Origin of the sequence: Nonomuraea sp. NPDC005730, assembly GCF_040630865.1 — a bacterium.
Lineage (GTDB): Bacteria > Actinomycetota > Actinomycetes > Streptosporangiales > Streptosporangiaceae > Nonomuraea.
This window is the reverse complement of the sequence record NZ_JBEXYK010000055.1, coordinates 54,893-71,865: the sequence shown is the minus strand read 5'-3', so window position 1 is coordinate 71,865 and position 16,973 is coordinate 54,893. Positions and strand designations below refer to the sequence as shown.

Annotated in this window: 18 protein-coding genes; 8 read left to right on the top strand and 10 right to left on the bottom strand. The window is 68.1% G+C overall.

Annotated elements, in window-relative coordinates; genetic code table 11:
- Nucleotides 1-91: 91 nt before the first annotated feature.
- Complete coding sequence (locus tag ABZ444_RS39680) at nucleotides 92-1,018, bottom strand: site-specific integrase (RefSeq protein WP_358008775.1); 927 nt, start codon at nucleotides 1,016-1,018, stop codon at nucleotides 92-94.
- A gap of 337 nt (nucleotides 1,019-1,355) precedes the next feature.
- Here ABZ444_RS39680 and ABZ444_RS39675 point away from each other — a divergent pair, with 337 nt between their 5' ends.
- Nucleotides 1,356-1,946, top strand: coding sequence for a hypothetical protein (locus ABZ444_RS39675; protein WP_358008774.1), 591 nt, complete (start codon nucleotides 1,356-1,358; stop codon nucleotides 1,944-1,946).
- A gap of 669 nt (nucleotides 1,947-2,615) precedes the next feature.
- Entirely contained in the window at nucleotides 2,616-3,002 is a 387-nt protein-coding gene (locus ABZ444_RS39670; RefSeq protein ID WP_358008772.1) for a hypothetical protein, read from the top strand.
- A 281-nt stretch (nucleotides 3,003-3,283) separates the two neighbouring features.
- Here the strand turns inward: ABZ444_RS39670 and ABZ444_RS39665 are convergent, their stop codons facing one another.
- Complete coding sequence (locus ABZ444_RS39665; RefSeq protein WP_358008770.1) at nucleotides 3,284-3,748, bottom strand: hypothetical protein; 465 nt, start codon at nucleotides 3,746-3,748, stop codon at nucleotides 3,284-3,286.
- Nucleotides 3,749-3,979: 231 nt separating this feature from the next.
- On the opposite strand from ABZ444_RS39665, the gene ABZ444_RS39660 reads away from it, so the two are divergent.
- Both ABZ444_RS39660 and ABZ444_RS39655 read left to right on the top strand, forming a co-directional pair.
- A complete protein-coding gene (locus tag ABZ444_RS39660; protein WP_358008779.1) occupies nucleotides 3,980-4,444 on the top strand; it encodes an RNA polymerase sigma factor in 465 nt (154 codons plus the stop codon).
- Complete coding sequence (locus ABZ444_RS39655) at nucleotides 4,437-5,357, top strand: hypothetical protein (protein ID WP_358008768.1); 921 nt, start codon at nucleotides 4,437-4,439, stop codon at nucleotides 5,355-5,357. Before ABZ444_RS39660 ends, ABZ444_RS39655 begins: the two co-directional genes overlap by 8 nt.
- 468 nt (nucleotides 5,358-5,825) lie before the next feature.
- Here the strand turns inward: ABZ444_RS39655 and ABZ444_RS39650 are convergent, their stop codons facing one another.
- Complete coding sequence (locus ABZ444_RS39650; protein WP_358008766.1) at nucleotides 5,826-6,386, bottom strand: DUF6461 domain-containing protein; 561 nt, start codon at nucleotides 6,384-6,386, stop codon at nucleotides 5,826-5,828.
- A gap of 52 nt (nucleotides 6,387-6,438) precedes the next feature.
- Entirely contained in the window at nucleotides 6,439-7,542 is a 1,104-nt protein-coding gene (locus tag ABZ444_RS39645; protein ID WP_358008764.1) for a hypothetical protein, read from the bottom strand.
- 264 nt (nucleotides 7,543-7,806) lie between these two features.
- Here ABZ444_RS39645 and ABZ444_RS39640 point away from each other — a divergent pair, with 264 nt between their 5' ends.
- Nucleotides 7,807-8,082 carry an Imm8 family immunity protein gene (locus ABZ444_RS39640; protein ID WP_358008777.1) on the top strand — a complete coding sequence of 92 codons (276 nt, stop codon included), beginning with the start codon at nucleotides 7,807-7,809 and terminating at the stop codon, nucleotides 8,080-8,082.
- A 74-nt stretch (nucleotides 8,083-8,156) separates the two neighbouring features.
- Here the strand turns inward: ABZ444_RS39640 and ABZ444_RS39635 are convergent, their stop codons facing one another.
- The 4 genes from ABZ444_RS39635 to ABZ444_RS39620 all read right to left on the bottom strand — a co-directional run bounded on the left by ABZ444_RS39635 (nucleotide 8,157) and on the right by ABZ444_RS39620 (nucleotide 11,454).
- Entirely contained in the window at nucleotides 8,157-8,975 is an 819-nt protein-coding gene (locus ABZ444_RS39635) for a hypothetical protein (protein WP_358008762.1), read from the bottom strand.
- 159 nt (nucleotides 8,976-9,134) lie between these two features.
- The gene (locus tag ABZ444_RS39630; protein ID WP_358008760.1) at nucleotides 9,135-9,839 is read right to left on the bottom strand and encodes a class I SAM-dependent methyltransferase; all 705 of its coding nucleotides are present in this window, start codon (nucleotides 9,837-9,839) and stop codon (nucleotides 9,135-9,137) included.
- Between the two features lie 40 nt (nucleotides 9,840-9,879).
- Nucleotides 9,880-10,650 (bottom strand): arylamine N-acetyltransferase, encoded by a 771-nt coding sequence (locus ABZ444_RS39625; RefSeq protein ID WP_358008758.1) that lies wholly within the window; start codon nucleotides 10,648-10,650, stop codon nucleotides 9,880-9,882.
- Nucleotides 10,651-10,704: 54 nt separating this feature from the next.
- The gene (locus ABZ444_RS39620; protein ID WP_358008756.1) at nucleotides 10,705-11,454 is read right to left on the bottom strand and encodes a class I SAM-dependent methyltransferase; all 750 of its coding nucleotides are present in this window, start codon (nucleotides 11,452-11,454) and stop codon (nucleotides 10,705-10,707) included.
- Nucleotides 11,455-11,525: 71 nt separating this feature from the next.
- Between ABZ444_RS39620 and ABZ444_RS39615 the strand changes: the two genes are divergently transcribed.
- Entirely contained in the window at nucleotides 11,526-12,095 is a 570-nt protein-coding gene (locus tag ABZ444_RS39615; RefSeq protein WP_357967281.1) for a CGNR zinc finger domain-containing protein, read from the top strand.
- A 7-nt stretch (nucleotides 12,096-12,102) separates the two neighbouring features.
- On the opposite strand, the gene ABZ444_RS39610 is transcribed toward ABZ444_RS39615, so the two are convergent.
- Together ABZ444_RS39610 and ABZ444_RS39605 are read right to left on the bottom strand one after the other, a co-directional pair.
- Complete coding sequence (locus tag ABZ444_RS39610; RefSeq protein WP_358008755.1) at nucleotides 12,103-13,044, bottom strand: D-2-hydroxyacid dehydrogenase family protein; 942 nt, start codon at nucleotides 13,042-13,044, stop codon at nucleotides 12,103-12,105.
- Nucleotides 13,045-13,358: 314 nt separating this feature from the next.
- Nucleotides 13,359-13,730, bottom strand: a complete 372-nt coding sequence (locus ABZ444_RS39605; protein WP_358008753.1) for a hypothetical protein — start codon at nucleotides 13,728-13,730, stop codon at nucleotides 13,359-13,361.
- 292 nt (nucleotides 13,731-14,022) lie between these two features.
- On the opposite strand from ABZ444_RS39605, the gene ABZ444_RS39600 reads away from it, so the two are divergent.
- Nucleotides 14,023-15,879 carry a glycosyltransferase family 2 protein gene (locus ABZ444_RS39600; protein ID WP_358008751.1) on the top strand — a complete coding sequence of 619 codons (1,857 nt, stop codon included), beginning with the start codon at nucleotides 14,023-14,025 and terminating at the stop codon, nucleotides 15,877-15,879.
- Between the two features lie 74 nt (nucleotides 15,880-15,953).
- Entirely contained in the window at nucleotides 15,954-16,961 is a 1,008-nt protein-coding gene (locus ABZ444_RS39595) for an energy-coupling factor ABC transporter permease (protein ID WP_358008749.1), read from the top strand.
- Nucleotides 16,962-16,973 lie beyond the last annotated feature (12 nt).

The window sequence follows — 16,973 nt, the reverse complement described above, 5'->3', positions numbered from 1 at the left end:
ATCCAGCCCCGTGACCCACTCCTGCAGATCAGCAGCGGTTAAGTCATCTGGCATGCCTCCACGCTACAGATCACAAAACCTCGCTGCAGTACTAGACGTCCTTGATGATCGAGATGCTGGCGTGGCCGAGGGCTTCGGACACTACGTGCAGCGGCGTGCCTTGGGCGAGCATGAGCGATGCGCCTGAGTGGCCGAGTTCGAGGGGGTGCCAGTGGCCGAGGCCCGCCTTCTTGGCCAGGCGGGAGAACAGGTACGAGAAGGCGTCCGGGGCGGACGGATTGCCGAAAGCTGTCGGGAACATCAGCCCGTGCTCCGTCCAGCCCTCGCCGGCCTTGAGACGTTCCTGGTTGTGCATGACCTTGTGCCGTTTGATCGCCTCGATCAGCTCAGGAGCGAGGCAGAGGATACGGCGTGACCGCTTGGTCTTGAGCTCACTGATCACGATGCGGGTCTTGGGCGTGGTGTTCGGGTCGCGGTTCTTGAGTCGCTTGACGGAGTGGGTGACGCGGAGGGTGCGGGCGTCCGGGTCGAAGGCGTTCCACATGAGGCCGAGTGCTTCGGCGCGACGCAGTCCGAAGACGAGGGCCAGGAGGACGAGAACGCCCATGCGGTGACCTGCTGCTGTGCCGAGGAGCATCTTGCCGTCCTCGACCGTGAGCGTCCGGCCCTCCTCGATCGGGACGCGTGGAAGCATGGACAGGGCCGCGACGTTCCGCATGACCAGCCCCTCCCGCTCAGCCTGGCCCATGGCCTTGCGCAGCACGGCACGCATGTTGCGGATGCTGTTCGCCTTGTATCCCGCCGCGCGCTTGGCCTGCCACAGGGCATCGACTTGGGTCACGGTGAGCTTGGTCAGCTTGTGACGGCCCAGTCCCGGCTTCAGGTGCAGCCGTACCGTGTCCTCGTAGTCGTCAAGCGGCGGTGCGCCGCGCCGCCGTCCGGCGGCCCGCCGCTTGCCCGCCGCTTGCCCGCCGCCCGGGCATGCGGCCTGGGGGCCGGTCCCGGCCGGCAGCAGCACGGGCCGCCACGCCGACCGCCGCCCCCGCCGACCCAAGCGATCTCGCCGACCCCGGCGTCACGCCGCCGCACGGATACAGCCCTACGATCGCCACGTGCCGGCTGGCCTCCGTAGTTGGTCGGGGGCGATCGACGATCCGGTGGTCTGCTCGCCGTACTTCCACGCGCATCTCTGTAGCCATAACCTGTCACGGGCCAGGGTCGCGATCACGCTCCCGAGCCACAGGAGCGCGCGCATGAGTGCCATGAACGAAGCCCCGACATGGATCGGGGATTTCTGCACAATACGTACACACCAGCCCGGGGGAATCGCCACCAGCGGAAGTTAGGATCACGCGGTGGACACAACCAGCGATCTTCCTGAGGCGTCTCGCCAGCGCGCTCCCATGAACGTCAGCGGCAGGGACTGGGCGACGTTCGCCGTATTGCTGGGGCTCGGAACGATTTACGCGACGAGTGTTCCCGGTTGGCATTTCATGTGGCTCATGCTCGTCGGCGTCGGTTGGCTGTTGTTTGGCGTCACCTGGCTGATCGTGCTCGGTGTCGTCCTTCTCAGGCGGGGGAGGCTAGTCGCATTGCGTCGTAACTGGATGTTCTGGGCCGTGCCGCCTCTGGTCGTGGCGTTGGTCGGCGCACTGGTCTACGTTGGTGCGCCGGTCAGGATGCGTTTCGAGTTGTCACGCAGCAGCCTCGACCACTTCGCGAAGACGGTGTCAGAGGGGACGCCGCCGGGGAAGCGGAATTGGGTCGGCCTGTATCCCGTCGAGTACCTTGAAGGATCCCGCCGGGCCTTCGGCTTCATGATCGAGGACACGGGCTTCTTCGGAAGTTATGGCTTCGCCTGGAGTCCGAATGGCGAGCCGGACATCGACGCGCCAGGCTACTACCGCCACTTCGACGGCCAGTGGTACATCTGGATCGACGACTGATAGACGATTCGTCCGTCTCGGGCGCCCAAGTGCTCGCTAAGGCATGGTAAGTCGGCGAGGTGGTTTCTTGGCCTTGCTGGGAGCCACCTTGGGAGCCACCCGAATGGACGATCATGAACGGGGCTGAACGAATCTGAACGGCCAGGCCTTTGGCGACCAGCAGAACGAAGGATGCTAGACGACCCTGAAGATCGTTGAGGGACCTTGTAACAGAGGTCAGGGGTTCGATTCCCCTCGTCGGCTCGCAGCTCAGAGGCCCCTTCCAGGATTCGGAAGGGGCCTCTCCGTACAGCAGCGCTGTACAGCAACGGCCTCGCACCGATCCGACGCCTGCTGCCCGTAAGCTCCCCAGCGAGGAAGCCGGCGGGGGCGCGAGCAGTTCCGAAGTGGGAGGCAGAAGCGCGGGATCGCGTTCGAGCAGCGATACGGCGCTACTCCAAGCCGCTAACCGATCTTATAGCGCGTGATGCCAACGAGGGGGACACGCGTCTGCTTATCACCGACTTCCTGTGCGCAGGACTCGGCTACGACAAATATGACGATCTCACCACGGAGTACCAAGTCAAGGGTGAATTCGCTGACTATGGCATCCGCATCGACAAGCAGCTGATCGCCTTCATAGAGGTGAAGCGTTGCAGTCAGAAGCTCAACGTCAAACACCTTCGGCAGGTGCAGATGTACGCCGTGAACGAGGGCGTTGAATGGATGGTCCTGTCCAACGGGCAAGTGTGGCAGGCGTACCACATGACCGCAGGCCTCCCCGTGGTGATCGACCTGGCTCTCGAAGTGGACCTGCTCAGTGACGTCAGCTTGAGCGTCAAGACGGACGCACTCTTTTACTTGACCAAGGAGGCGTTCAAGCGCCGCCTGATCGATGACCTGTGGAGGGCTCGCGCGGCAACGTCCCCGAAGTCCCTGGCTCAGGTGCTTCTCTCCGACGTGGTGACAGACGCCGTACGCAAGGAACTGCGACATCAGACGAACCATAATGCCGATGTCGGCGAGATCCATCGCATCCTGCGCAGTGATGTACTTCGGCCGGAGACCTTGCTCTGACGCGTGATCTGATGGCGCGGCGCGGAGGTTGGTGATCTTGCTAACGCGGATGCTAACAACCGTTCTGGACAACCCCGGATACTTCTGGACTGGGAACGCTCCAGGAAGGGCTCTGAGCAGGTGTTCGTGACGGCGGCGGACGTCGGTGGACAGTCTCGAAGTCCCTTGTAAACAGAAGGTCAGGGGTTCGATTCCCCTCGTCGGCTCTGCACGTAGAAGGCCCTTTCCCGTGATCGGGAGAGGGCCTTTTCGATCTCGTGCAGCAGGGTTGTACAGCCTCTCTAGCCGAAGATGTCCTGCCCTTCGCGGCGTGAGGGGGCCATGGTGAGCAGGCTCTCATGAAGACTCTGTACGGCCCTGCCAGTGAGTTCGCTTGACGGTGTGGTTTTCATGAGGCGCCAGCCAGGGGTGTCCGTGGGTGCGTCGTCGTCGCGGCCGTGGGCAGTGAGGCTGTGAAGGAGACTGAACGCTTTTTCGTAGGCGGCCACCTGGGCGACCCGTGCAAGGTCGGTGGGGTCCGCGCCGTCGGCGAGTAGTCGGGCAGCCGCGGGAATGCCTTCCAGCGCTTCCGGCGTGGCCCAGCCATTGATCAAGTCTGGCCATATGCGCCGCAGCGCCAAGAAGCCAGCCAGCTGAGGTATGTCCTCTGAGATCTCTGATGCGGCCCACTCCTGAGGGTCATCGGCGCCCAGCGTCGCGAAGAGGTTCTGCGAGGCGAGCACCGCAGCGCGATCGGCTTCGTTCATCCCGCGGCCTCAGCATGGCACGCGATGAGAAAGGCCCTGGAATCCGCCCACAGCATGTCCGTTCACCTGATGCACCGTTGACGGCGCTCTTGCCGGTACTCGGTCAAGGGGGCGGCCCTGGTTCCGCTGCGATGTCATGCTTCCGGCACATTGATCGGCAACCCGTGTGACCATTCTCGCCGCGGCGGCGTCTGTATGTGACGTGACAATCGAAACCGTTCGGGGGGCGACATCATCGAGGAGCTGTATCGCGAGCACTGGCGGCTCGTGTGCGGGTTCCTCCTGCGCAGGACCCGCGATCCGCATCTCGCCGAGGACCTGGCGCAGGAGACGTTCGTCAAGGCGACCAGAGCGCTGCTCGGCTGGCGGGGGGACAACGCGGCGGCGTGGCTGCTCACGATCGCGCGCAATGTCCTGGTCGATCACGTACGTAGGAGCCGCCGCGAGCCGGCCCTCCCGAACCCCGACGAGTTGGGTGTGCCGCCGCTGCACGTGGAGTCGCTGGACGTGCGCGACGCGCTCGAGCGGCTGCCCGAGCAGCAACGCCGGCTGCTCGCGCTGGTCTACTTCGAGGGCTTCTCGATGGTGGAGGTGGCCGCGATGACCGGCAGGTCGCACAACTCGATCAAGACCGCGGTGTGGCGGGCGAGGGCCGCCTTCGCCGACCTTTACGAGGAGAGCAATGAACATGCCTGAAATGCCAGACCTGCCGGACTTCGACCCCAAGCGCACCCGGCGCGCGGTCCGGCGGGGGTTGTTCAGGACGGTCGCCATCGTCCTGGCCGTGCTGGCGCTGCTCGCGGTAGCCGCGACCGAGGGCTCGTCCCTGGTGCAGACCCGCGGCGACCGGGAACGCCGTATGCAGGCCGTGCTCGGCACCGCGTTCAAGATCTACAACCCGGCGTATACGGTGACGATCGGCTCCTGTTGCCAGACCACGCCCGTCTCGATGTCGTTCGAGGTGGCCGCGCGTCCCATCGCGCCGACCGGAGACTGGCCGGCCGGGAGCGAGTCGTACGCGATCAGTCAGGACTTCTTCGGCCGCGTGGGCCGCCTGCCGTTGGGCAGCACCGCCCACACCAGGCTTTCCCAGTCTCTGTTCGACATCGGCACCACGCTGGCGACCAAGGACAACGTGCGCGCGGTGCTCGCCCGGCTGCCCGCCGACCTCAGCTCGCTGGCGGTGGTGGAGTTCGAGCAGCCGCTCGGCGAGGCCGAGATGAAGTCGGTCGTGAAGCAGTACGGCACCTGCGCCGAACGGATCGTGTACGAGCGCAGACCCGGCTCCCTCCCTGTCACCTGGGGCTTCGACTACTGGAACGACGCGATGGACCTCGGCAAGGGCGGCGACAAGACCGAGGACATGTGCGGTGGCAACCTGCCGCAGTTCCGCGACTGGGTCGCCCTGCTGCGTGACCACGACAACGCCAACCTGCGCTCCTTCGACCTGTCCTTGGATCGGCTGCGCAAGGCAGCCGAGGCCGGGCTCGCCTACGGCTATGTGGACCAGCTCAGCTCGGTCCGCGAGCTGCGGGAGCTGCTCAAGGACCCGAGGGTGCGGACGATCCGCCTGGCCGGTGTGGCGTTCGACCTGGACCGGCCCCGCTGAGGGCCATCGCCGTCGACCACGTCCTGGCCCAGTCGGACTTCCGTCGGCTTTCCAGACGCGTGCCCTGACTGGCCACTACCGACGACGCGGCGGTGCTCGGCAGCTCCGTCCAGTCCATCATCCGCTGGACGGGGCCGGCGACGGCGACGGGACGCACGGCGTCCGGTTCCAGCCACACCACCTGCCAGAACCCGCAGTCGTCGACGCGGGTCGCCACCGGGCGGTCGCATCTGGCGCAGGCCAGGTTGGGGCCGCACCGGCCGTCCCAGCCGCAACAGCAGCCGCCCACCTTGTCGAAGAGACGCACGCCGGAGTTCGGATCAGCGCCCGCGGCGAGCCGAGCGCGGATCAGGTCGAGGTCCGTCAATTCGTCCCAGCCGACGATCCACCGTCGGAGGTCGTCGGTAGCAGCCATGGGACTTCTCCAGCCTGGCACTCGGCTTCGACGGCGTATCGGGCTTGCCGGCGTCAGGGCTTGGTCGCCGGCGAGATGACGCCCCATCTGAACGTGGAACCCTTCAGCAGGTGCTCCGTCGCCCTGATGCCGGTCAGGTGCTCGACGAGCAGGAAGGCCGGTCCTTTGTAGAGCCGGGGACGCGACGGGTAGAGCCGGTCGATCTCCGCCATCGTGTCCACGAGTTCGGCGGGCGTTTCCGTCAGGAAGCCGTCGTCGCCGCCCCAGCCCAATCTGATCTCGCCGTCCTCGCACCAGTAGAAGTAGTCGAGGCCCTTGACGCCGAGTGCGGCCTGGGAGACGAGGCGGGTGCCCCTGGACAGCTCGATGATCAGGTCTTCGCAGGTGCCGAGCCAGTCGGGATCGGAGACGAACGTCCACTCGCCGATGGAGGTGACGCCGACAAGGCCCCCGGGGTCCGGGCCTTCGGGGAAGGGGCCCGGCGTGAAGTCCTCCCATCGGCCGCCGAGGCGTGCGACCACCTGTTCGGGCGTGGCGCGCACGTAGGTGAAGCTGTAGCACTCATCGGCGTATTCGCCGCAGAGCCAGGAGGCATCGGGGGGCTGCAAGGACATGCCGTCATGCTGCCAGTCGGCACCGACAGGAACAGCTCGCGTCGTCGGGAGGTCAGCAGCCCTGCTCGGGGATGGCGGCCAGGTCCATGACCGTGTATCGCTTGCGGACGTCGTTCCGCCAGAACAACAACGGGCCGCCGGGGATGGAGCCGCCGACCTGAATGGTCAACTCGTACTCGGCCGCCTTGCCCTCTTTCAGTTGCAGCGCAGCGGACGTGTCGCCGCAGCGGTCGTAGATCACGCTGCCGTTCTCCAACCTTCCGACACGGGCGGTGGATATGGAGGAACCCTCGCCGATGACCTTCGGCGGATCGAAGAACCCGAACCTCTCGTGGAAGAGAGGCGTCCTGCGGAACCCGCCGGGGACGATGCCGCGTCGTGAGCCGTCCCGGCGTTGCACGATCACCTGCGTCAGCTGGTTGGCGGCGCGGGCGACGCCGCTGACACACCATTCGGGTCCGCAGCGCCGGTCGGTGCCGTCGACCTTTTCGGCGGAGCGTTTCTCGCCGGTGACGATGTTGGTGATGGTGTTCTTGCCGTCGTGCACCCAAGGCCAGGTGGAGATGTAGCCGGATCCCATCAGGGTCGGAGTTCCGCCGGTGAGAGGGACGCGGTAGACGGAGCCTCCGCTGTCCTCCCACCAGACGATCTGGTCGCCCACGACTTCCAGGCGGTACATACGGCCGTCTCGGCCCCCGGGCCGGTGGGGGTCGGGCGAGAAGAGGGCCACGAAGCGAACAGGGCCGCCCGTGATCGGCATCGTCCACAGTTGCAGCTCGGGGCTCGTGCGGTCCGGATGGCGGACTGCGGCGATCCATGCGATCTGCGAATCGCTGACGGTCACGTTCTCGATCCGGTGGTAACGCGCCGTGCTCTCGGGGACGGTGCCCAAGACTTTGTGCCTGCCGGTCCGTCGGTCGTAGTTCACCAGGATCGGCCGGTGCTCGTCGGGGTCGGCCATCAGCACCTCGTGCTCGCTGAGCATCGCCAGCGGCTGAACGTCACGGGTGTCGCTGAACCAGCGTGGCACCGAGAAGAACGCCTCCGGCCAGACGTCCTCGGCCGCCGGCAAGGTCGGCACCGGAGGCGGGGCAGTCGGCCGCGACGCCGATTGCGACATACGTGTCGCGCAGCCGCCTGCACCGACGGTGAGCACTAATGCGGTAACCAGCAAGCCTGAATATGCGGAACGTCTCACCTACTCTCAGACGCCGGGCCCGATAAGCAGGTTCCCGTTCGCGAAGGGCGCGCCATTGAAGGCGGGGGATGTCACCAGAGCGACCGTCAGGGGAGCGCTGAGTGACTTCAGAAACGCGTGGCTCAGGCAATGTTCAGTTGATACACGACGATGAGAGCGCGAGCAGAGCTGTCCGTTGGTCGATCTGGAGACGGGGCGGGGAATCGATGACCCCGCCCATGCCTGCGAACTACTGGAAATGTATGTCGGTCCTCAGGGGAACCGGGCGAGGAACAATTTCAGCTCACCGTCTGCACCCCGTCGGCTCTCGCGGAGCAACTCGAACGGCGGCCCTTTCTCATGGGCCGGCACCGGCTCTTCGTCGCCGAGCTTCGTCCGGAAGAGGTGGCCGAGTGGCTGAGCGAACGGATTGCCGTACTGGAGGCTCCGGCATGGGACGAGCCGGCAGCGAAGATCGGCCGGATCGGGGCGTGGGAGTTCGAGGACCACGCCGGCTGAGGGCGGGGCTGTAGTGGCAGCCCCGTCTCGGCGTGCGGGCGGCAGGTCGGTGAGGTCGGGCCTTCTGAAGGTGGTCAGAAGGGGCCGGTCTCCGGGTAGCCGGCCTTGATGACGGCCCTGCGGGTCTTCGGGGTGAGCTTCTTCTCGCTGACGACCTTGCCGGCCGCCGGTGCGGTGATCTTCACCTTGGCGCCCCAGCCGGAGTACTTGGTGTCGGTGTGGAAGGCCATCTGGCGGTAGGCGTCGCCGTCGGAGGAGGAGGTCGAGTCGACGACTGACCGGGTGAGCAGGTTGTTCTTGTCGAAGTACAGGTGGAACTCGACGCTGCCTTCACCGGCCGACTTGTCGTGCCGGTAGGCGGCGAGGGTGGCGGTGCCCTGGTATTCGCCGGTCGCCACCTCGGAGGAGTTGTCCAGCATGAACTTCAGGTCCGCCGGCGTGGTGCCCATGTCGAGGATGGCGTTCTCGCGCTCACCGGTCCTCGATCCGATCCAGGAACGGCCGGCGGGCAACGCCTTGACGATGCCGGGGTTGGTCACGTAGGCGTTCCTGCCTTCGGCGACGACCCGGTAGGGAGGGTCGGTCCTCTGGCGGGACGACATGCGGATGCGGAGGTCGGCGGCCGCCACCTTGCCCTTGCCGAACGCCAGCGTGCCGTTGGTTCGGGTGTTCACCTGTACCTGCATGTCCTGGTCGTCGACGGAGAAATCGACGGTGATGCTGTTTAATTGGTCGATCTTCACGCCCTTGCCCGGTACTAGTTGGGCCTTCAGGGCTTTCACCGCGTCCGCCGGGGCGGCCTGCGTGGTTGCCGGTGATGCGGCCTGAGCGGGTACGGCCGCCGCGCCCACGATCGCCGCAGTGGTCGCGAGGCCCGCGAAGAAGAGCTTCATCAGTGTCCTTCATTTTGATGGATATAGCAGGGAATAGAGTAAGAGAGCGCTGTTGGCCGGATGAGTGATATCTCGTAACGATCGTGTGCCGACTGATGATGTCGATGAGGACGCTGGTTTGCGTCCGTAATTTTCATATATGCCGGGCATTGACGTCGATCAGGTGCGTCGCCAGGCGAGGAGGCCGTCGGGGGCGGCGGTCCGGACGTAACCCGCGCTCATGAGTTCGTCCCGAAGTGTTTCCCAGGCGGGACGGTAGGCGTGGCCGACGAGTTCTTCCTCGCTGAGCACTTCGTCGCCCTGGGTGATCCGGTAGAGGTAGCGGCATGTGGCGCGTTCGTCGTCCGACTCGATGATCTCGGACGAGACCGTGTACGTGTGGCGGCCCACCCGCCGGGAGTCCAGTTGCCGCATGGGACGCGGCTTCGGCGGGCCGCCGTCGCGCCAGGTGAACAGGAGAAGACCGCCGGGCTCCAGCCGGTCGGCCAGGACGGGCCAGAGCCGCCTGCGGTAGCCGGGCTCCAGGGCGTACAACACGTTGATCATCACCATGGCCTCGACCGGCTCGTCGAGGTCGAGGCTCAGGGCGTCGCAGGGCAGCACGGTGACCCGTTCGAGCAGGTCGGGCCGTTCGGCCAGGCGGGAGAGCAGTACTGCCCGCATCGTGTCCGAGGGTTCCAGGGCGAAGATCTCGGCGGGCGTCCAGTCGGCCAGGGACGTGGTGATCAGGCCGGTTCCGGCACCTATCTCAACGATGCTGCGGCGCACTCCGGTCAGGAGGGACGGCAACTTCTCGCGCACGTCCGGTATGTGGCTGTGCACGGCGAGCAGGTCGTAGAAGACGGGAGAGAGGTAGTCGGCCATGGTCGGCCACCGTAGTCCAGCCGGTGTGACGTTCCCGGGGTCAGGCTCCCGCCGCCGGCGCCCGGTCGAGCGTCACGCCGAAGTGCTCCCGGTACGCCGGAAGCAGCTCGTTCTCGTTCAGGATGCGCTCGGCGCGTTCGCCCTGCCGGGTGACGATCAGCTTGCGCCCGCTGATCGTGGTACGCCCCTCCGCCGTACGCATCGAGCACACCGGCGACCTGGTGAAGTGCGAGTCCGGCGAGGTCGCCTGCCACCAGCAGGTCGGTACGAAGTCGGTCAGCTCGTACGGCCGCGCGGTGAGCCGGTAGGCGGGCTCGCCGTTGTGCGACACGTCGAGATCGCCGTGCTCCCCGGGAGCGGGCACGATCTGGAAGACCCCCGCCCCGTCCTTCTGCTCACCGCGCTCGTCGATCCGCAGCGGCTCGTCGGCGAAGTCGCCGAAGCCGACGTCCACCAGCCAGGGCTCGTCGAGGTCGACGCGGAGCGCGAGGTGGTCGAACAGCGGCCCCGGCCGGCCGCCGCCGAACACCCGCGCCGCGAGCAGGGTCACCCGGTAGCCGAGCGCGGTGAGCAGCGCGGCGAACAGGCCGTTCTGCTCGTAACAGAAGCCGCCGCGGCGGCGGGTGACGAGCTTGTCGAACAGGGCGTCGGGAGCGAGGGAGATCGGCTCGCCGAGGTGGATGCTCAGGTTCTCGAACGGCACCGCCCTCAGGTGCGCGAGCTGCAGGGCCCGCAGGCCGTGGACGTCCGGCGGCACCGGCCGGGACGCTCCGAATCTGTCCAGGTAGCGGGTGACTTGCGACTCGTCCATGACCTACAGGAAACCACGTCTCGCCTGCCTGCGCCCGCCGGATGGCGTCGCGGGTCAGCTTCGCACGGCGCACAGCAGGCGGTTGTTCCCGCGCTGCCACAACGTGCCGATCTCGCCGAACCCGGCCTTGGTCAGCGCGCTTACGTGCTGCTCGACCAGGTGGGACTCCGAGCCGTGATGGGATGCGCCGGCCGTGCTGCGCTCCTGGTTGAGGTCGGCGAAGGCGGGGTCGGCGGCGATGGCGTCCCACCAGGCGCGCCAGTCCTCGGGGCGGCGGTCGCCGAAGACGCGGTCGGTCTCGCGCTGGTGCACCGCGTGCTCCAGCCGGGCCAGGGTGGGGGAGGAGGAGTCCATGTGGTCGCCGTTGAGCAGGATCCCGCCGGGGCGCAGGACGCCGGCCAGCTCGGCGTACGTCTCCTGAAGCTCCTCGGGCGAGATCCAGTGGAGCGCGGTGGTGCTGACGGCGGCGTCGGCGGGACGGTCGAGGCCGAGCTCCTTGGTCCACCCGCCGGTACGCAGGTCGGCCGAGACGAACCGCAGCCCCGGGTAGGCGGCCCGGCCGAGCCCCAGCAGCAGCGGGTCGGCGTCGACGGCGATCACGGTGGCCGAGGGCAGGCGTTCGAGCAGCCGGGCGGACAACGACCCCGGCCCGCACCCCAGGTCGATGACCACGGGATCCGGCCGGCCCAGCGCCTCGACCGCGTCGATCAGCGCGGTGAAGCGAGCCTCCCGGTCGGGCAGATAGCCCTCCTGCTGACGGTCCCAACGCTCGATCCATGCCAGCGCGGCTTCCTGAGTGGGCATCAGATCTCCCTGTAACTGTCGTCTAAGATTTGAGCAGTCACAACTTAGAACGCGAAGGTGTAACTGGTCAAGTGGATTACAACAGTCACACAGATGCAATCGTCCGGGTCGCGGTGGCGCTGGTCAACGCGCTGACCCCGGGTGAGCAGCGAGGGCGCGAGTTCCCCGTCCCCGACGACCTCGCCGCGGCCGCCTCCGGCGCGCTGGGCAGCGTCTATTCCGGCCACCGCGGCATCGGCGCGGCCGATGCCGCCGAGCTGGCCGAGGTCGCGGCCCGGCTACGCGTGGTGTTCCGCGCGGTGGCGGACGGCGACGTCGACACCGCCGCCATGGCCACGAACGCGCTGCTGGAGGAGAGCAGGGCCAGGCCGATGCTCGAACGCCACGACGGCGAGCCGTGGCACCTGCACTTCCACGGCCCCGGCGGCTCGGTGGCGGGCGACTGGGCGGCCAGCTGCTCGACCGGGCTCGCGATCGTGCTCGGCAGCGAGTTCGGCGACCGGCTCGGCGTCTGCACCGCCCCTCACTGCGACCGCGTCTACGTGGACGTCTCCCGCAACGGCACCCGCCGCTTCTGCTCCACGGCCTGCCAGAACCGCGTCAAGACCGCCGCCTTCCGGGCCAGGACGCGGGCGGAGTGAGCCGGGATCAGGCCAGGACGCGGATCGGCGCGCCGGCCAGGAACGCGTCGATGTCCTGCACGGCGTCGCGGAAGTAGGTCTCGTAGTTGCCGCCGGTGACGTACCCGAGATGGGGGGTGGCCAGCACGTTGGGCAGTTTGCGCAGCTCGTGCCCGGCAGGCAGCGGCTCGGTCTCGAACACGTCGAGCCCGGCCCCCGCGATCAGCCCCTCGCGCAGCGCCGACGCCAGGGCGGCCTGGTCGACGATGGCCGCCCGCGAGGTGTTGACCAGGTAGGCGCTGGGCCGCATCAACGCCAGCTCGTGCGCGCCGACGAGCCCGCGGGTGCGCTCGCTCAGCACGAGATGGACGGAGACGACGTCGGACTCGGCGAACAGCTCCTCCTTGGCGACCGCCCGCACACCGAGCCCGCCGGCGCGCGCCGCGGTCAGGTTCTGGCTCCAGGCGATGACGTCCATGCCGAACGCCTGCCCGATGCGCGCCATCTGCGCCCCGATCTTGCCGAGGCCGAGCAGCCCGAGCGTGCCGCCGTGCAGGTCCATGCCGACGGTGCTCTGCCACGGGCCGTCGGAGCGCATCGCCGTGGCCTCGGGCACCAGGTGGCGGGCGAGGCCGAGGATGAGCGCCCAGGTCAGCTCGGCCGGCGGGGTGGAGGCGCTGCCCGTGCCGCACACGGTGACCCCGCGGGCGCGGGCGGCGTCGAGGTCGACGGAGGCGTTGCGCATGCCCGTGGTGATCAGCAGGCGCAGCCGGGGCAGCCGCTCGAACAGCTCCGCGCCGAACGGCGTGCGCTCCCGCATGACGACCACGATCTCGAAGTCCGCCAGGGCCGCCACCAGCTCGTCCTGGCTGGTGAAGTGGGCCAGGAAGCTCGTGGCCCGGACTCGCGACCAGTCGGCCAGCCCGAGGGCCACGCCCTGGTAGTCGTCGAGGACGGCGCAGCGCAGCATGATCCGTGATCCTACGCCGCGGCCCCCTGCTCCAGCTCCCCGGCGGGGCCGGGGAGCTGGAGCCCGTTCATTCGGCGGCTAGCCTTTCCGCCTCGTCGTGCAGCGCCGCGACCAGGATCAGCTCCAGGTTGAGCTCCTCCAGGTCCGGCGACGCCAGACCGTCAAGGACGCGCATGGTGGGCCTCCCTGAACAAAAGACGTCTCAGGTGTCACATAGGTTCACATCTATCTGAAACGTTCTCAGGGGAGGCACGGGCCGGAGGGAGAGGGGAGTCATTCCGTCGAGGGTTCCGGGAATTGTCCCGGACAAATCATCAAGCCACTCCCGACAAACCGGAATCGCGGTTCAACTCGATGTCCATCTGCATCGCCAGAATCTCCTGCCGCTCCTGGTTGATCCTGCGGCACAGCGTGACATATGCGGTCAGCACCTTGGAGTACGAAGCCCGCGCCTCCTCCAGCTGGCCGCGCAGACGTTCGATGCGGTCGGGGTCGGCGAACTCCTCGGCCTCGGCCTCGGCCAGCAGCGTGCGGGCCTCGTCGACGATCTCCTCGGCCCGCATCCGCGTACGTCGCAGCATCGCCGAGCACTCGAAGAGCTCCGTCAGGCGCGCTGACGAACGAGCGAACTCGGCCTTGCCCATGGCCGTGCCGCCCGCCCGATGCCAGCGAAGATTCGATGCCATTACCGCCACCTCCCCGGTCAAGGTTGCCTAACTGTAGACGTGTGTACCCCGCCGGAGGATGACCTGAGACGCCCACGGAGTAGGTCCCTGATCCCGGCGGAGAGTTTTCTTCCTCTGGCAGGTCGAGGATTTTCCCCTGAAACTCATTCGGTCCCTGGTGAATGTGCTGATTAGAGACATCTGCGAGGTCTATCCGAGGAATGCAACGAATCGCCGGGGTCGGCAAATAGGTGACTCCAAGACGGCCGATCGGGCCCCGCGGCGACGGGCGTTCGTCACATACTGAAACGACATGGCGGCGCAACGTGACTCCGAGGTGACGGCAGTGGTGGCGATGTCGGCGGCGGGTAACAACGACGAGACGGTCGACGTCAGCGTCGTCATCCCGGTGCACAACTGCCGTCCCTATCTGGACAGGTGTCTCACCTCGGCGCTCGTGCAGCGGGTGAAGAAGGAGATCGTCGTCGTCGACGACGGCTCCACCGACGGCGGCGCCGAGCTCCTCGACCTCTACGCCACCTACCACCAGTCCAGCGTCAAGGTCGTGCACATCGAGGGGTCGGGCGGCGCCGGCCGGCCGCGCAACGTCGGCCTCGCGCACGCCACCGGCCGGTACGTCTTCTTCTGCGACGCCGACGACCACCTCGGCCCCGAGGCGCTGGAACGCATGGTCGCCATGGCCGACAGGAACGGCTCCGACATCGTGCTCGGCAAGATCGTGGGCCACGGAAGGCGGGCCCCCGCCTCGATGTTCCAGCAGAACGCCGAGCGCCTGACCCTCGCCGACAGCAACGTCTACAACAGCCTGAGCTGCTTCAAGCTGTTCAGACGGGAGATGGTCGAGCGGCACGGCATCCGCTTCGCAGAAGACATGCTGGTCGGCGAGGACATCATGTTCACCGTGCACGCCTACTGCCACGCCGGCGTGATCTCGGTGGTCGCCGACCACGACTGCTACCACCTGGTCTCCAGGTCCGACGGCAGCAGCATCATGCAGCAGGCGGGCAGCCGGGACCCGATCGCCTGGCTGACCATGATCCGGCGGCCCATCCGGCTCATGGCCCGGCACGTCGAGCCCGGCCCGCTGCGCGACCACCTGCTCCGCCGGCACTTCAGGCTCGACGCCTTCGCCCAGCTCGGCGCGGTGTTCCTGGAGAGCGACGACGTGCGCCGCAAGGAGATCGCCCAGGAGGTCGCGGCGCTGTGCGACGAGTGGTTCACCCCCGGCGTGCACGCCCGGCTGAACACCATCGACAAGCAGCGCGTGGCCGCGCTCGGCGACGTCGACCGCCTGGTCCGGCTGGCCCGCATCGAGAGCGCCACCGTGCGGCGGCGGCTGACCGGGCTGCGCTGGGAGGACGATCACCTGGTGGTGAGCGGCACGGCCGGGCTGGAGGGCATCAGCCAGGACGACGGCGTGGCCCTGGTGCTGCGCGCCCGCAACGACCCGCACGGCGAGCTCGTCGTCCCGGCCGAGCGGCAGGGCACGGAGTTCACCGCCCGGGTGGAGGCCGCCGCGCTCGCCTCCGGCGTCTGGGACCTGCGGGTGGCGGTCGAGCTGGAGGGGGTGGTGCGCCACGGCAGGCTGGGCGCCGACCGCGACAACGGCGTCACCCGGCCGCAGCCCCGCCTGATCGGCGGCGTGGTGACCCTGCCGTACTTCACCAGGGACAACGGCAATCTGAGCATCGACGTCGGCGGCCATGTCGTCGCCGTGCCCGGCATCGTCCGGCTGGAGCGGACCAGGTGGGGGCTGGGGCACCGGCTCGTCGTGCAGGGCGAGGTCAGCGTGGCCGGAGAGGTTCCCGAGTGCGCGGCGATCAGGCAGATCGTCTGGCGCGAACGGCGTACCGGCCGCGAGCGCGCCGAGCGCGTGACGGCCCTGCCCGGGGGCGGGTTCGCGGCCAGGCCGGCGGTGGGCCGGCTCCCGCCCGGCACCTGGGACGCCTACCTGGAGCTCGACCTGGGCGGGCCGCCCGCGCTGTTCAGGATCGAGACCGACGCCGACACGGTCGCCGGCCCGCGCAGGTGGCGGGGCGCGGCGTTGCTGCGCAGCGTGCGGCCGTACGCGACCTCGGGGAAGGGGCGGCTGAGCACGGTCGTGCACCGGCTGACGCCGCGAACGATCCTCAGGAGGATCCTTCAGTAATTGCCACCTATGTGCAGGTGCAAGGCGATGCTCTAAAGTGAGGAGGATTTGTTCGTCCTTCTGGAGGCGTTGCCGTGCACGTACCCGATGGCTTCTTCAACGCAGCTACATCCGTCTCCGCCGGAGCGGTGGCGGCCGCCGGGGTAGCGGTCTGCCTGCGCGGCGCCCGCCGGGAGCTGGACGACCGCACCGCGCCCATGGCGGGGCTCGTGGCGGCCTTCATCTTCGCGGTCCAGATGCTGAACTTCCCCGTCGCGGCGGGCACCAGCGGTCACCTGCTGGGCGGCGCGCTGGCGGCGATACTCGTGGGGCCCTACACAGGCGTGCTCTGCATGGCCGTGGTGCTGCTGGTACAGGCCGTGTTCTTCGCCGACGGCGGGCTGACCGCGCTGGGCGTCAACATCACCATCATGGGCATCGTCACCGTGCTGGTCGGGTGGGGCGTCTTCAGGCTGGTCACCGCAATGGCCAGAGGCCGGGGCGGGGTGACGCTCGGGGCGTTCCTCGGGGCGCTGATCTCGGTGCCGGCCTCGGCGCTGGTGTTCTCCGGGCTGTTCTGGATCGGCGGCACCGCGCCCATCGAGGTGTCGGCCGTGGCCGCGGCCATGGGCGGCGTGCACGTGCTGATCGGCATCGGCGAGGCGCTGATCACCGCCACCACCGTCGCCGCCGTGCTGGCCGTACGGCCCGACCTGGTGTACGGCGCCCGCGGGCTGGCCAAGCCGCTCGTGCTCAAGGGGGCCGAAGGCGCCACCACGACCGTGGGCGAGCCGGCGCCGGCGGCCCGGCCGGGCCCGCTCAAGCCGTTCCTGCTGGGCGGGATCGGGCTGACCCTGGTGCTGGCCGGCGTGGTGTCCTTCTTCGCCGCCTCCGACCCCGACGGGCTGGAGGCCGTGGCCGAGAACAAGGGCTTCAGCGGCCAGGCGGCCGACCACGCGTTCGGGTCGTGGGCGCTGGCCGACTACGGTGATGTGGGCGGCATCCCGGTCGGCGTGGCCGGGATCGTCGGCGTCGGGCTCGTGCTGCTCATCGCCGGTGCCGTGGCGTTCGCCGCGCGCAGCCGTACGAACGTGGGGGTCTGATCTGTGAGAGAC